Annotated in this window: 14 protein-coding genes, 2 pseudogenes and 1 riboswitch; of the genes and pseudogenes, 5 read left to right on the plus strand and 11 right to left on the minus strand. The window is 69.6% G+C overall.

Annotated features, from left to right (window positions below):
• Positions 1 to 133 precede the first annotated feature (133 nt).
• The 8 genes from ACWDEW_RS04275 to ACWDEW_RS04310 form a co-directional block, all read right to left on the minus strand.
• On the minus strand, positions 134 to 829 hold the full coding sequence (locus ACWDEW_RS04275; protein ID WP_450509402.1) for a transglycosylase family protein: 696 nt from the start codon (positions 827 to 829) through the stop codon (positions 134 to 136).
• Between the two features lie 9 nt (positions 830 to 838).
• Positions 839 to 1007, minus strand: a riboswitch (cyclic di-AMP (ydaO/yuaA leader).
• A 193-nt stretch (positions 1008 to 1200) separates the two neighbouring features.
• Positions 1201 to 2166, minus strand: a complete 966-nt coding sequence (locus ACWDEW_RS04280; protein WP_450509404.1) for a transglycosylase family protein — start codon at positions 2164 to 2166, stop codon at positions 1201 to 1203.
• 190 nt (positions 2167 to 2356) lie between these two features.
• Positions 2357 to 3715 carry a cytochrome P450 family protein gene (locus ACWDEW_RS04285; RefSeq protein WP_450509406.1) on the minus strand — a complete coding sequence of 453 codons (1359 nt, stop codon included), beginning with the start codon at positions 3713 to 3715 and terminating at the stop codon, positions 2357 to 2359.
• 116 nt (positions 3716 to 3831) lie between these two features.
• Entirely contained in the window at positions 3832 to 4854 is a 1023-nt protein-coding gene (locus ACWDEW_RS04290) for a nucleoside triphosphate pyrophosphohydrolase (RefSeq protein WP_450509408.1), read from the minus strand.
• Positions 4855 to 4983: 129 nt separating this feature from the next.
• A complete protein-coding gene (locus ACWDEW_RS04295; protein WP_450509410.1) occupies positions 4984 to 5631 on the minus strand; it encodes a SurA N-terminal domain-containing protein in 648 nt (215 codons plus the stop codon).
• A gap of 144 nt (positions 5632 to 5775) precedes the next feature.
• Positions 5776 to 6456, minus strand: coding sequence for a hypothetical protein (locus tag ACWDEW_RS04300; protein ID WP_450509412.1), 681 nt, complete (start codon positions 6454 to 6456; stop codon positions 5776 to 5778).
• A 6-nt stretch (positions 6457 to 6462) separates the two neighbouring features.
• On the minus strand, positions 6463 to 7008 hold the full coding sequence (locus tag ACWDEW_RS04305) for a hypothetical protein (RefSeq protein ID WP_450509414.1): 546 nt from the start codon (positions 7006 to 7008) through the stop codon (positions 6463 to 6465).
• A 33-nt stretch (positions 7009 to 7041) separates the two neighbouring features.
• The gene (locus ACWDEW_RS04310; RefSeq protein WP_450509416.1) at positions 7042 to 7869 is read right to left on the minus strand and encodes a glycoside hydrolase domain-containing protein; all 828 of its coding nucleotides are present in this window, start codon (positions 7867 to 7869) and stop codon (positions 7042 to 7044) included.
• Between the two features lie 422 nt (positions 7870 to 8291).
• Here ACWDEW_RS04310 and ACWDEW_RS04315 point away from each other — a divergent pair, with 422 nt between their 5' ends.
• Entirely contained in the window at positions 8292 to 8648 is a 357-nt protein-coding gene (locus ACWDEW_RS04315) for a hypothetical protein (RefSeq protein WP_450509418.1), read from the plus strand.
• 54 nt (positions 8649 to 8702) lie between these two features.
• On the opposite strand, the gene ACWDEW_RS04320 is transcribed toward ACWDEW_RS04315, so the two are convergent.
• On the minus strand, positions 8703 to 10466 hold the full coding sequence (locus ACWDEW_RS04320) for an insulinase family protein (protein ID WP_450509420.1): 1764 nt from the start codon (positions 10464 to 10466) through the stop codon (positions 8703 to 8705).
• Positions 10463 to 11419 (minus strand): hypothetical protein, encoded by a 957-nt coding sequence (locus ACWDEW_RS04325; RefSeq protein WP_450509421.1) that lies wholly within the window; start codon positions 11417 to 11419, stop codon positions 10463 to 10465. Before ACWDEW_RS04325 ends, ACWDEW_RS04320 begins: the two co-directional genes overlap by 4 nt.
• A gap of 199 nt (positions 11420 to 11618) precedes the next feature.
• Between ACWDEW_RS04325 and ACWDEW_RS04330 the strand changes: the two genes are divergently transcribed.
• Complete coding sequence (locus ACWDEW_RS04330; protein WP_450509423.1) at positions 11619 to 12062, plus strand: hypothetical protein; 444 nt, start codon at positions 11619 to 11621, stop codon at positions 12060 to 12062.
• On the opposite strand, the pseudogene ACWDEW_RS04335 reads toward ACWDEW_RS04330, so the two are convergent.
• Positions 12052 to 12485 (minus strand): annotated as a pseudogene (locus ACWDEW_RS04335) (ATP-binding protein). The gene ACWDEW_RS04330 and the pseudogene ACWDEW_RS04335 overlap by 11 nt on opposite strands.
• Before the next feature lie 176 nt (positions 12486 to 12661).
• Between ACWDEW_RS04335 and ACWDEW_RS04340 the strand changes: the two are divergent.
• The 3 genes and pseudogenes from ACWDEW_RS04340 to ACWDEW_RS04350 form a co-directional block, all read left to right on the plus strand.
• Complete coding sequence (locus ACWDEW_RS04340; RefSeq protein ID WP_450509425.1) at positions 12662 to 13498, plus strand: helix-turn-helix domain-containing protein; 837 nt, start codon at positions 12662 to 12664, stop codon at positions 13496 to 13498.
• Between the two features lie 8 nt (positions 13499 to 13506).
• On the plus strand, positions 13507 to 13713 hold the full coding sequence (locus ACWDEW_RS04345; RefSeq protein ID WP_450509427.1) for a DUF397 domain-containing protein: 207 nt from the start codon (positions 13507 to 13509) through the stop codon (positions 13711 to 13713).
• Positions 13714 to 13891: 178 nt separating this feature from the next.
• Positions 13892 to 14028: pseudogene (locus ACWDEW_RS04350) on the plus strand (KOW motif-containing protein); the annotation flags it as partial.
• Positions 14029 to 14223 lie beyond the last annotated feature (195 nt).

Raw genomic sequence — 14223 nt, forward strand, 5'->3', positions numbered from 1 at the left:
CAAAAAGGCCCCGCCCCGGTGCGTACGGGGGAACACGCACCGGGGCGGGGAGCCCGTGGGGGACGGGGGTGACCCTCACGAGGTCTCCATGGTGGAGTCCGCGGATGTGAGGGCGCTGTGGTTCAGCTGAGAGCTACTTAAGGTGGAGCTGCTGGCCCGGGTAGATGAAGTCGGCATCGTCGATGATGTCCTTGTTCAGCTTGAACAGGTGCTGCCAGCCGCCCTTGACCTTGTGCTTCTCGGCGATGGAGCTGAGGGTGTCGCCCTTGACGACCTTGTACTCGCCGTCACCCTTCTTGACCTTCTTGCCGGTCGGGGTGGAGACGGTCTTCTTGGCGGCCGGACGCTCGGCGGAGCGCGAGGCGGTCGTGTTGGACGTGGAGCGCTCGGTGGTGCTCTTGGAGGAGCTTGAGCCGTTCGAGCTGCTCGACGAGCTGGAGCTGCCGCCGGAGTAGGCGGCGCCCGACAGGCCGGTGCCGCAGACGGGCCAGGCACCCTTGCCCTGGGAGGCGAGAACCTTCTCGGCCACGGCTATCTGCTGCGACTTGGAGGCCTGGTTCGCGGTGGAGGCGTAGGCGGTGCCGCCGTACGCGGCCCACGTCGAGGCGGAGAACTGCAGACCGCCGTAGTAGCCGTTGCCCGTGTTGATGGACCAGTTGCCGCCGGACTCGCAGCTGGCGACCGTGTCCCACTCGGAGGCGGTCGCGGCGGAGGCGCTGCCGGTCGCCATGAGCGGGGCGGCGATGGCGACGCCGGTCACGCCGGCGAGCGTGGCGACGCGGGTGGCCTTGGACGGACGGCGGTGCTTGCCCTTGCTGGAAAACAGCATGGAAAATCCCAATCCCCTCACCGACGCCTACGAGGTGAGCTGTCGGGTTCGGGCCGTGTGAGTTGCCCGGCCGCGCACCTCTCGGTGCACGGCTTCACCCCAAGCCGCACTCGGCATCAACTGCCGGGCCCGGCACTTACCTTGGGTCCCCCGCTCCTGCCTACGGCGCTTGACGCGACGAATGTTCCCGGAGGCCGCTGGCAGGACTCGGCGTGTGCGGCAGCCGGGGCTCGTGGTGACGAGCGGCCTTGACCGTAGACACGGAATCGGCGGAATTTCAAAGACGATCAGGGCTTCTGAGACTCATCCCACACTTTCACCAAAGCGGACATTCGCCGCGAAGTGTGACGCGAACTCCCGCTGTTTTGCTGCTACTTTCCGCCCGTTTCAGCACTGACGTCCAAGGTCTGACCGGCGACAATCGCGGCCGGATCGGCGCCTATCACCTTTTTGTTCTCGGCGTAGAGCGCGCGCCATCCGCCGTCGAGGCCAAGGGAGTCGGCGATGGACGCGAGGGAGTCGCCGGCGCGGACGGTGTACGCCTGCGGCACCGCGTCCTCCTCGGCGCTCGCTCCGCGGTGCTTGCCGGCGCTCTGCTGCTGGACACCCTGGTCGGCGGTGTCGTCGAGCGCGCCGGTGTCGACGAGGCTCCACTTGCCCACCGCTTGCTGCGAGTTGTCCGATTCGTCGAGTTTCGGGGACTCGGTGGCCGAGCTGTCGCCCGCCGAAGAGGTGGTGGACTTGTCTGACTTGGTGGGTTTGTCCGTCGCGGAGGGGCTGGGGCTCTGCGAGTCGTCACCGGAGGTGCCGGCCGAATCGGAGGGGGTCGGGTCGGTGTTGCTGGAGTCGGACAGCCCGAACGACCCGGAGGAGCCGTCGGAGTCCGCGGAGCCCGAGGAGTCCGTCGCGCCGGTGGACGGCGAGTCGCTCGCGAGGCCGGTGTCGACGTTCGTCGAACCCGAGGTCGTGGTGAGGCCGGCGACCAGCGCGCAGGTGACCCACTCGGAGGTGCCCTTGGCGTCGAGAATCTTCTCGGCGACGGCTATCTGCTGCGAGCGGCTGGCGAGGTCGGCGGTCGGGGCGTAGTCCTCGCCGCCGTACTTGCTCCAGTCGTCCTGGGTCAGCTGGAGGCCGCCGTAGTGGCCGTTGCCGCTGTTCTCGCTCCAGGAGCCGCCGGTCTCGCACTCGGCCACCTTGTCCCAGGTGGTGCCGTCGGCGGCGTTCGCGGCGGCGGCGCCGAGGAGCGGGATGGCGATGGCGGAGCCGGTCACGCCGGCGGCGACGAGGATTGCCGGAGCCTGACGGGGGCGACGGTGACGACCGTTCCCGGAGAGCATGCGGAGGCCTTTCGCGTGACGACTGGGGGGAGCGCGCGGCGGGTGCTGCGGGGCGCCGCGCTGGTATTCGAACGTAGCCGCAGTCGATCACTTGTCACAAGTTAATGCCACGTAGATCACGTGAAGATCACAGACTTGAGGAACTGTCATCTTCGGGTTTACGCGGCGAGATGCCCTGTTCGGTCCGGGTCTACGACGGTGTCCACGGAGTTGGTGTGCCCGCTCCTGGCGTGAACTCCACGGGCAGGGTGCGCAGTCCGCGCATGATGAGGCCGCCGCGCCAGCGCAAGTCGGCCGGGTCGGCGGCCAGTTGAAGGTCCGGCAGGCGGGTGAGGAGGGTGGCGAGCGCGGTCTGCCCCTCCAGGCGGGCGAGCGGGGCGCCGAGGCAGTAGTGGATGCCGTGGCCGTAGCCGAGGTGTTGATTGTCACGCCGTCCGAGATCCAGCACGTCGGGATCGGCGAACCGCTCCGGATCGCGGTCCGCGGCGGCCAGTACGACGAGCACGGGGTCGCCGGCCGCGATGTCCTGCCCGCCGAGGGTGAGGGGGCGGGTGGCGAAGCGCCAGGTCGCCAGCTCCACCGGGCCGTCGTAGCGCAGGAGTTCCTCGACGCCGGTTTCGAGGAGGCCGTGTTCGCCCGCGGCGAGGGACTTCTCCAGGCGGGCACGCTGCTCGGGGTGGGTGAGGAGGGCGTAGGTGCCGTTGCCGATGAGGTTGACGGTCGTCTCGAAACCGGCGAAGAGCAGGATGAAGGCCATCGCCGCGGCCTCGTTCTCGGTGAGGTGCTCGCCCTCGTCGGAGGCACGGATGAGGGCGGAGATGAGGTCTTCGGTGGGGGCGGTGTCCGGGGTGCCGGGGAAGGTCCCGCCGGGGGGCGGGGCGGGGGCGTCGGAAAGGGCCGCGCGCTTGCGGTGGATGAGGTCGGCGAGATAGCCGCGCATCTTCTTCACCGACCGCGCGACTCCGCCCCTCGGCCCGCCCCCGTGCCGGATCATCATGCCCGCCCAGTCCCGGAAGTCGTCCTGGTCCTCGCGGGGGACGCCGAGCAGGTCGCAGATGGCGTAGATGGGGAGCGGGAAGGCGAAGTCGTGGATGAGGTCGGCGGAGCCGTCCGCTGCGAACCGGTCGATGAGATCGTTCGTCAACTCCTGCACGCGGGGCGCGAATTCGGCCACCCGGCGCGGTGTGAACGCCTTGCTGACCAGCCGTCGCAGCCGGGTGTGGTCCGGCGGGTCGATGTTGAGCAGATGGGTCATCAACTCGGCCTTGCGCTCACCCGGGATACCGGTCTTGCCCTTGGCGTGCGCGGGTTCGTCGTGATGCGCGGGGTTCTTGGACAGGCGTGAGTCGGCGAGCGCGAGCTTGGCGTCGGCGTACCGCGTGACCAACCAGGCCTCCACTCCGCTGGGGAGGCGTGTCCTGTGCACGGGAGCGTGCTCACGGAGCCAGGCGTAGGCGGGGTAGGGGTTGGTGGCGAACTCCCAGGTGAAGAGTTCGGGGGCGGAGGGGTGGGAGAGGTGGGGGTGCGGCTGGGCTGGCTGGTCTGTCACTCCTTGACGGTATCCGGGGTGGGGGCGCGCTCGGCGAGGGCCTTCAGGGCGGCGGGGTGGCCCGTGTCGGCGGCTTTGCCGCTCCAACTCCCCCCTCCCCCGCACAACCCGTTACATCACGCCCCGCCGCCGCTCCCCTCAACCCCCCTGATCGCATCCCGATAAGCCCGCCCCGCCGCCCGCAACGCGGCCTCCGGATCCACGCCGTCCGCCTCCGCACGCACCGCCAGCGCGAGCAGCTCGTACCCGATGCCGCCGCTCCCCTCCGCCAGAGGCAGCGGCACCTCAAGTCCCGCCGTCCGCACACGCGATGCCAGCTTCGCAGCGAGGGCGAGGCCGGGCTGGCCCATCGGGATGCCCTCGGTAATAGAGGTACGGCGCTTCTCCTCGGCTTTCGTGCGCAGCCAATGTGCCTTGACCTCCTCGGGAGTTGACGCGGTCTCGTCGCCGAAGACGTGCGGGTGACGGTGGATCAGCTTGGCGACGATGCCGCCGGCCACGTCGTCGATGGAGAAGGGGGTGTCGGGGTCCTCCTCGGCGATGCGGGCGTGGAAGACGACCTGGAGGAGGACGTCGCCGAGTTCCTCGCGCAGTTCGTCGCGGTCGCCCTCCTCGATCGCCTCGACGAGTTCGTACGCCTCCTCGATGCCGTACTTCGCCAGGCCCTTGTGGGTCTGCTGCGAGGACCACGGGCACTCGACCCGGATGCGGTCCATGACCTGGACGAGGTCCAGGAGGCGGGCGCCGGGCAGGTCGTAGGAGGCGGGGAGGAGTTCCAGTTCGGGCATCTGGACGCGGCCGGAGCCCGCGAGGCGGGCCAGGCCGTCGGTGAGCGCCGGTTCGCCCTCGCCCGTGGCGACGACGACCACGGTGTGGCCGCCCTCGCAGGCGGCGACCAGTTCCTCGGCGGTCGGAGCCGCCTCGACGACGGTTATGCCGGCCTCGCTCAGATACGGCAGCTGCGGATGCGCGGCGTCCGCGCACAGCACGCGGTCGGCCGTGCGCAGCGCCTCCCAGGCGGGCCAGGACAGCAGGCCAGGGGCGACACGGTGGCTGGTGGTGAGCAGGACGATGCGGCCAGGGGCGGGGACGGAGGCGGGAGCGGGGGTGCTCTCGGGACCGGGGCTGGTTGCGTTCACACACCGAACGTAACCCACGTCACCGACAGCCCCGCGAGTTGTCCACAGGCCTGTGGGCAGCCCTGCGGGTGCCGTGTCCGCCGCCGTACCCGGGACCGGACCATCCCCTCCGGAGGAGACGCCGTACCGTTACGCCGACTCCTGCGTCTGCGCCGCCGTCACCTCACGCACCCACGGTGTCTTGGCGTCGACGCGGCTGCTCTTCTCCACGTCCCACGTGCCGTAGCGCGGGTTGAGGTCGACGTGGAGTTCCTTGGAGGCAGTTGACAGAGCCTTCCAGAAGGCGGGCTGGCTGGTGTCGGTGCCGAGTTTCGCGGCGAGTTTGCGGCCCTCGACCTGGAGGCGGAGGTTCTCGTCCAGGCGCTGCGGCGCGACTCCGTACTGTGCGAGCCAGGTCGCCTCCAGGGCCTTGGAACCGCCCGCCTGCTGGGCGAGGGCGGCCCGCATGTCCTGGATGTCCTTGCGGGTGACGGTGACGTCGGCGTCCTGGGCGGCGCGGTGCACGACCTGGTCGAAGACCATGCCGTAGAGCAGCTCGCGGGTGAGGCCGCCGGTGGTGGCGATGGCCCGCACGTACTGTGCCTGGTCCTGGACGGCCGCCCGTTGTGCCACGCGCACCTCGTTGACCCGGCTCTGCAACTGCGCGACGGTGATGCGCTGCCCGCCGACGACGGCCGCCGCGCCGGGATGCGCTTCGCTTCCGCAGGCGGTCAGGGCGGGGGCCGCGGCGGCGATCACGGCGGTGAGGACGAGCGCGGTGCGACGGCGGCGGTGCAAGGGAGCCTCCCGAGGAGATTGTGCGACGGTGCACAAAGTCTTGCGGTGATCGATGTTAGGCAGTGGGTCGCCTGTGGCCAACCCATTCGACCAACGATTCACGAGGACTTCGGGCACCGGCACGTACCGGCACGCACGCGTGCGCTAGTTCCGGGCCTCCACCGCTCGTTCCACGGCCGCGGCGACTCCCTCGCGGAGACCGTCGCCCGTGGGTACCCATGACACGTTCGTGTCGGTCTTGGTGGTCTTGGTGGTCTTGGTGGTCTTGTCCGTGCTGCCACTGCCACCGCTGCTGCCGTCGCTGCTGCTGTCGCCCACGAGGACGAAGCCGACCTTCGCGTACCGCGCCGTCGTCTCCTGCGCCGCCTTCACCTCCACATCGCCCACCGCGAGGACGACCTCGCAGGAGCTCTGGAGCATGGCATTGAGGAAGGGGCGCGCGTTCGCGGTGCTCTGTTCGCCGGTCACCGAGGAGTAGCTCACGCGCGTGTGCGTCCTGAGCGAGGCGTCCTGCATACCCCGCCAGACCTTGGCGGCGACGCTCCCGTTGATGCCCTGGTGGTCGGTGAGCAGGCAGGCGTCGGTGTCGGTGTAGTGCCGGGCCCTGGTGGCGGGGATCGGCGGGCGGCTGTCGTGCCTGGAGAGGACGATTCCGGTCACGATCACCGCGAGGACGACGGCGAGCGCCGTCGCGATCATGGCGATGGTGCGACCGCCGAGCGCACGCAGCCCGGCCACCACGGCATGCCCCACGCGCGTGAGCCGTCGCTGTCTCTCCACCGGGACCGGACGCGCCTGCGCGACCTGCCGGACCTGCTTGCTCATGTACCGCTACTCCTCAGCCCGTTCGACCACCGGGCCGGCTGTCTGCTCGACCACCGGGCCGCCTGTGAGATCGGCGACCGAGTCACCTGCCGCGCGGTCGATCGCAGGGCCCTCCGCGCGGTCGATCGCGGGGTCCTCCGCGCGGTCGACGGCAAGGTCCTCCGCGCGGTCGGCCACCGAGGCATCTGTCCGGATGGCCGCGAGGTCCGCGAGGTCCGCGAGGTCTCCCGCCCGCCGTGGCCACGCCCGCCACGCGTGCGCCGAGGCGCCCGCCATGGAGAGCGTGACCAGCAGCAGGTCCACGCCGAACAGCGCGCCGTGCGTGTCGACCGGCGTCAGCGCGAGTTCGGTGATCCAGGCCGCGAGGACCACGGTGAACCCGGCGAAGGCCAGCCAGGCGGTGCGGGTGCGGCGGCGCAGGGCGAGGACGAGGGACGGGACGGGACAGAGCAGACCCAGACTGACGACCGGCAGCACGGCGAACCCCGCGCGCACGGCGGGTGTCCGCAGCACCGGAGCGGCAGACGCCCGCAGCAGCCTCAACATCCTCATCGCCCTCACCCCTCGCCCTTCAGCACCCGGTGCTCAGCCGGTGACGGCCACCGGCGCGTCCCACGCGTCGCGGTCCACGGTGATCGTGTAACCGCCGCGGGTCTCCTTGCTGTTGACCATGTACTGGTGGGCGCGGCTGTGGTCGGTGAACTGGGTGGAGCCCCACGGCCAGTCCGAGGTGGTCGTGTTGACCTTGTCCCACAGCGCGTACCAGAGGTTGCCCGGCAGGTCCGTCTTGTTGGTCGCCGTCGCGATCGCCTTGGCGCTGGAGCTGGAGAAGCCGTAGAGGCCGGCGCGGTAGATCTTGACGTGCAGTTCCTTGTCGAAGGCGCGCACGTAGGTCAGCACGGCGTTGTTGCAGGACGTGTTCGTCGTGTCGTACGACTCCATGTCCAGGTAGATCGGGCTGCCGGCCTTGAAGCCGAGCGCCGAGGCCTTGGCGACCGCATCGTCCGCCTCGCTCTTGCCGACGGCCGCCGCGGTGGTGGCGCTGATCTTCACCGAGCCGCCGGAGCCGCAGGACGGCTGGGAGCCGACGTAGAGCGGGATGAACTTCCAGCCGACCGTGCTGAGGGACTTGACCCAGGAGGCCGTGAGGTTGGGCTGGCTGCAGCCGCGGTTCTTGCCGCCGATGTAGACGGCGGCGCCGCCGTAGAAGCCGTCGGTGTGCCAGGCCTTCATCGCGGCGAGGGAGGGGGCGGCGCAGGTGTCGAAGGCGCGGCCCGTGTAGGTCTTCTGCGCGGGCCAGGTGGTGGCGGCCATCGAGGTCTGCGCGGCGATACCGCCCCCGGCGACGACGGCGGCACCCGCGACGCCCCAAGCGATGTATCTGCGCTTCTTCGACTGCCGGTGCTCGGACACGAAAAACCCCACCCCTGTTCATGACAAACGGACATGCATGACGTCCGCCGGAAAACTGTCGGCCCTTGTGGGCCCCGGAAGCTGCGCGGGTCCGGCGCGGCGACGCCGTAGGACTACGGTCGTACGGCCCTGATACGGAACTGTCCGTGCGCGCGCGGGACTTGGGACCCCAGCGAATCGCACGATAATCGACGGTGTCCTTCGGTCCGGAAAACGGATCCTCTCGATCGCCACAAGATTCCCTCACGACACGGCAAAAACTCCCGTCCCGGGGAACGCGGACCGGACAAACGCCGTACCAGTGCGCGGACGTGGCGGGCGTGAGCCGGGTCGCGGGACGGGTCGCGGGACGGTTCAGATGGCCGTTCGTCCCCCGGGCGGCGGCCCGTGCCATAACCTTGGCCCGACCTTGGGGGGTTGACATGGCAAAACGGCTGGAAGCCGGCTGGGGACAACGGATCGCCTGGGTGTTCCTTGCCTGGGGGTCGTGCGGCCTCCTGATGTGGGTGCCCTTCCTGTACGCGGCGATCCGCCGCGGGCGGGGTTCGGACTGGGGCGTGTTCGCGTCCTTCGTGCTCTACGAGTGCGTCACCCTGCCGTGGGCGGCGTCCGGCGGCAGCTCCAGCGGCGACCCGTTCCTCGGCTTGGCGGTCGTCCTGACCATGCTGATGGCCGCCGGACTGCTGCTGTTCGGGATGTTCGACACCCCGCCCCCGAAACAGCAGCTGTACATGGGCATGCCGGTGCCCCCGCAGCAGGGGAACCCGTACCTGCGGTAGATCCCGGACCTACGGCAGATTCCGGACCTCCGGTGGGTCACGCCCGCCGCTGGGTCACACCCGCCGGGTGCGCCGCAGGATCCGTACCGCGGGCCAGACGATCAGTCCGGTGACGGCCCACAGGAAGCCCGACAGGCCGAGCCATTCGCCGGTGCCGCTGTCGGGGTCGTGGCCGAAGACCGTCGTCGCGAGCGCGATGAAGGCGAACAGCCCGCCCAGCAGGAAGAGGACGACCAGCGCGGCGGTCTGTCCGCCGGTGCGCCGGGCGGGCGCGGCACCGCTCGCCGCGGCCGGTTCGGGTGCCTCCGCGCGTGGGGTGCTCTGCCGCGGCGGCAACTGCACGCGCGCGTCCGGCGGTACGGCCGCGTCGAGCATCGCCATCGTGTGCGCGTCGACGCCGTAGAGCCCCGGTTCTACGGCGACGGCGAGACCGTCGGTGCCGATGAGCCGCCGGCCGCCGTCGGGCCAGCTGAGCACGGCGGCGCAGGAACGGTACGGCACGGTCACCGCGAGGTCGCCGCCGTCGCGCCCGCGCACGGTCACGCTGACCCCGTCGTCCCCGACCACCAGCGCGGACCCGTCCTTGGCCACCGCCTCGAAACGCCGCCCGGTCACGGCGTACGTCGAACGGACCGGCGCCTCCGCATACCCCGCCCAGCTCGCGCTGTGCCCCGAGGGCACCTGCAACAGCGCGGTCCCCGCGGCCTCCAGGGCCACCGCGTGCAGCTGGCCGGGCGTCACCGACCACAGCTCGTGGCGCAGTTCGTCGAGCCCGCGCGGCGGCCGTCCGGCGAGCAGGTCCTCCGCCGCCCCCGGCAGCCGTCGTACGGCCGCGTCGGCCGCCGTCAGTCCCGCGTCGGCCCGCGTGCGTACGGCCTCCAGGTCCGCCTGCGCGATACGGCCGGCCTGGAGCGCGGCGAGGACGTCGACGAAGCCGCCGAGCACCGCGTCCTGCTTGGCGGGGAGCGAGTCCGCGAACGCGGTGACGACGGCGTGGCCGTCGCGGCGGGAGGTGTAGTCGGTGGCGGCGGTGTAGGAGTTGCCGTCCTCCTGGCGCAGGGCGCGGGAGAGTTCGCGTTCCAGGACACCGGCGTAGAGGCGGGCGGCGGAGGTGTCCGTGACGACTGCGTCGAGGAGGACTCCGCCCTGGCCGTCGGCGAAGTGGGCGGGTGTGGTGGGGAGCGCGGAGGTGACGGCGGGGAGGGGGTGGCGGGTGCCCGGGGGCAGCTTGAGCGTGAGTCCGGCGGGGAATCGCTCGCCGGCGATCCACAGCACGGCGTTGCCGCCGGTGAACCAGGTCTCCGTCCAGTGCCGTACGTCCTCCGGGCGCAGGTTCCTGACCCCCCACTCGGGGTAGCTGACCAGGCCGTAGCCCTGGGCGCCGTAGCGCCACAAGGGGAGTTGGCCGGTCTCACGGCGGGACTCCTCGGTCCGCAGGATCTCCTTCTCGGTCTCCAGGCGCTCCATGGGGAGGTCGGCGAGGGAGGCGCAGACGCCGTGGAGGTAGTCGACGATCTCGTGTTCGGCGCCCTCCACGTGGAAGTGGGTGAAGGCGGCCTTGGTCGCGCCGTTGTAGTGGTAGTCGGCGAGACCGTGGCGGTACAGGGCGAGATGTTCGACGAGGTGCGTGACACCGGCCCGGGCGAGGGTCTCGTCGGCGGTGCCGACGCGGAAGACGAGTCCGGCGCGGAGGGGGCCGGGGGCGTAGGCGAAGAGGGTGGGTATGCCGTCGACCTCGGTGAGGTGGATGGCGTTCACGGTGGCGGCGGACTGACTGTCGTGGGAGGCCTGGTGGTACTGGGGGTCCCGGGGGTTCATCTACGGCCTCTCAGGGCGGTGTCGCGGTGCTGGACGTACTGCTCGGCGGGCTTGCCGAGGTAATCCCACGGATAGTCGGAGGCGAGGTTGCCGAGGGCGCGGAAGTGCGCGGCGGCCTGCGCGGTGTCGCCGATCATCGAGAACAGCGCGGCGAAGCAGCCCTGGACGGTGACCCAGCCGTATGGCCGCGCGAACTGCGAGTGGAACACGGTGCGTTGGGCGGCCTCGACGAGTTCGGCATGCACGTGCGGCTGCCGCAGGTACTCGGTGCGTTTGTCGTCGGTGCCGAGGTCGAGCCAGTGCTCGATGTGCGCCTCGGCGACGAGCCCGCCGTTCAACGCCCCTTCGGGGGCGGTCAGTAGACACTCGCGCGCGAACCCGTGGGCCTCTTCCCAGGTGCCGCCCCACTTGGGGCACAGCTTCTGGAGGAGGCGGGCCTGGCCGGTGAAGTGGTGGGGGTGGTAGCGGGCGAGCCGGTTGTAGCGGCGCCGGCTCTCGTTCATCCCGAGCGACAGCCCGAGGGCGGTGTTGAGACGGGCGGCCCAGGCGGCGTCGTAGGAAGGGTCCAAAGCCGTTGCCCGGATGAGGAGTTGCTCCGCCTCCCTCAGGTGTTCGTGGAACGCCTTGAACTGCTCACGGCTGACGTTCTTGGCCCGCGCGCCGGTCCGTATCTCCCACCCGGCCTCGATGAGCCGGGTCCCGAGCACGGTGAGCGCGAGAACGTCGTGCGGTACGGCGGCGAGTTGCTGCCGCAGCGCGTGTTCAAAACCGTCGTCCTCGGCCAACACGCCCACGACGAAGGCCCGGTCGGTACCGGGCGGCAGGCTGTCGTGGTACTGCCGGATCGCGGCCCAGTCGGCCGCGGCGGCGGCCTGACGCAACCAGGTGACCTCCGGGAAGGCGGAGGCGAGTTCGAAGTCGGGGCCGGGATCGGCTCCGGGGGCGGATGACATGCGGCGGATCCTAGGCGAGGCCTGTGACATCGCGGGTGGCGGGGAATCCGCAGGTCAGAGATGGGGTGAGCGTGGGTTTGACTTGACCTTCGGCGGACCTTCCGTACAACTTCCGTTCACCGGAAGCTCATAGCGTCCGCACCTTTCTGTACTCACATCTGCGCTCACATCTGTACTTACGTCTCCCAGGAGTCCCGCCATGTCCCTGAACTCCCGCCGCAACCGCCAACTCCTTGAAGCAGCGGCCCCGTTGCTCCTCCAGGGCGAAGTCGTCGAGTTCACTTCCCTGGCCGCGATCGGCTCGGTGTCCGTCCGCCGACAGGCCCTGACGGCAGCGGTGGTGGGGGTGTTGAGCGCGGGGACGGTGATGGCCACGGTCACGCCACGCCCCATGTACATAGCCCTCACCGACCAGAGAGTCCTGTTCTTCGACGGCAACAGAGGCGGAAAGCCCGGCAAGTTGGTGCTGAACCTGCCGCGTCCGTATGTCTCGGCGGGCGGTTCGAAGAAGGCGTTCCTGGGGTTGCAGTTCACCACGAGGTTGTCGGTGGCGGGGCAGGAGCAGGGGTTGAAAGTGACGTTTCCGGTGCAGCACCGGGGGGATGGGCCACGGTTCGTGGGGGCGTTGCCGGTCACGCGATGAGGAGCTCACACCTGACGTATTTGCCGCGCGTGCCGTGCCGGGCCGAGGGCTGCCAGCCCCAGAGATCGGCACAGGCCCGGACTAGCGCGAGCCCTCGTCCGCCCTCAGAGTCTGTGGTCAACTCCAACGGCCGTGACGGGGGCGGGGGTTCGGGATCGGCGTCCCACGCCCCGATCCGCAGCACCCCTGCTTCCCACCGGACCCGTAGGTCGGCGGGCCCTTTCGTGTGCCGTACGGCGTTGGAGACCAGTTCGGCGGCGAGGAGTTCGGCGGTGTCGACGTGGCCGATGAGTCCGTGGACGGTGAGGATGAGGCGGAGGGTGCGGCGGCTTACGGTGACGGCTCGGGGGTCGTTGGGATGGAGAGGGAGTACTCCCAGGGGGCGGGGGCGATGGGTTCGATCTCGGGCTCGGTTTCGGGCATGGGTCAACTCCGTTCAGGTAAAGGAGAGTTCGCGCGGTGGCTCTGCCACGGCCGTCACGGCATGACGGGGTGGTGCACTTCCGCAGCGTGTACGTTGCATCACCAACGGTAGGGATAACCTGTCATCCCAAGCAAGCGGATCGCGTAATCTGCCCTCGAACGAGGAGGAGCAATCGATGGTCCTGAGGCGCGAACCAACGGCACGACAGATGCGCCTGGGCATCGAGTTGCGCAGACTCCGCGAGGCAGCGGGGCTCACCGCTGTCGACGCCGCGGCGCTGCTCGGAACCGGTCGCGTCCAGATCAGCCACATCGAGTCCGGAATCGTGGGCGTGAGTGAGGAACGAGTACGCCGCCTCGCATCCCATTACGCGTGCACGGACGCGGAGTTCATCGAAGCCCTTGTCGCAATGGCAACCGATCGGACGCGGGGATGGTGGGAGGAGTACCGGGGGCTGCTGCCCACGTCGTTCCTGGACCTGGCCGAACTGGACCATCACGCCGCGTTCTTGCACGAGGTGGCGATCCTGTACGTGCCGGGCCTGCTACAGACGGAGGACTACGCCCGCGCGGTGTTCTCCGCGAGGGTCCCCGAACTCACCGACGAGGAGCTTGAGTTGCGCGTCCAACATCGCCTGAGGCGCCAACGTATCAACATGCCCTACGAGTTGGTGATCCACGAGTCGGCATTGCGCATCAGGGTCAGCGACCGCGCAGCCTCCCGAGCTCAACTCACCAAGCTCCTCGGACTCTCCGAAGCGGACAACATCACCGTCCGCGTCATCCCTTTCGACCTGGACGGCTTCGCCAGGGCCGCCAGCGCGATGACGTGCGCAGGCGGTCCCGTACCCAAACTGGACACGGTCGTACGCGACGTACCGCACGGCTCGGCCTTCATCGACTCCGAAGCACAGCTCAGCGTCTTCCGAACGCGCTTCCGTAAAGTGGAAGCCGTGGCGCTCGATCCCGAACGGTCGCGCGACTTCATCAACCGACTGGCGAAAGAGCTGTGAGACACCCCATGGACAACTGGCGGAAGTCGTCCTACTCGGGCCCAGACGACGGCAACAACTGCGTGGAGGTCGCGGCGTCCCCCACGCACACCCACGTGTCCATACGCGACTCGAAGGCGCCGGCCCGGGCCATGCTCACCTTCCCTGGCGGAACCTTCCACACCTTCATCGAGACCCTCAAGGCGGACGCAGAGCACCTGCACCCCGGGACGTAGTAGCGGGAACATCACTCGAACCCGAACGATCGCGTGACTTCATCCGCGAACTGGCCCAGAAGCCGTGAGGTACCGATGGACAACTGGCGGAAGTCGTCCCACTCGGGCCCGGACGACGGCAGCCTTCGCCACCTTCATGGAAACCAACAAGACGGACACCGCGCACACGCACATCGCAGTCGGCGCCTCCGTCACCGTCACTGACGGCCCGTTCACAACATTTCAGGCGACGATCACAGAGATCGACACCGGGCGCAGAAGGCCAAGGGCGTGATCGAACTGTTTGGCCGCCATTCCCCGGTCGAACTCACCTTCACCAGCACACCGAACGAACTACGAGTGACAGCAGTTCAGGACCGCTCACAGATCATCGCCACGCACAAAGACGCCACAGGCCACTTCGGGGTCGTAGGACGCATCGCCTCCGGCAAAGACACAGGCCGCTGCACCCGGGTCGACGGAACGGCCGCTCTCGACGACCCCGCTGCGGAGCACACCGAATCGGCGGGA

The sequence above is a fragment of the Streptomyces sp. NPDC001100 genome (genome assembly GCF_053598575.1).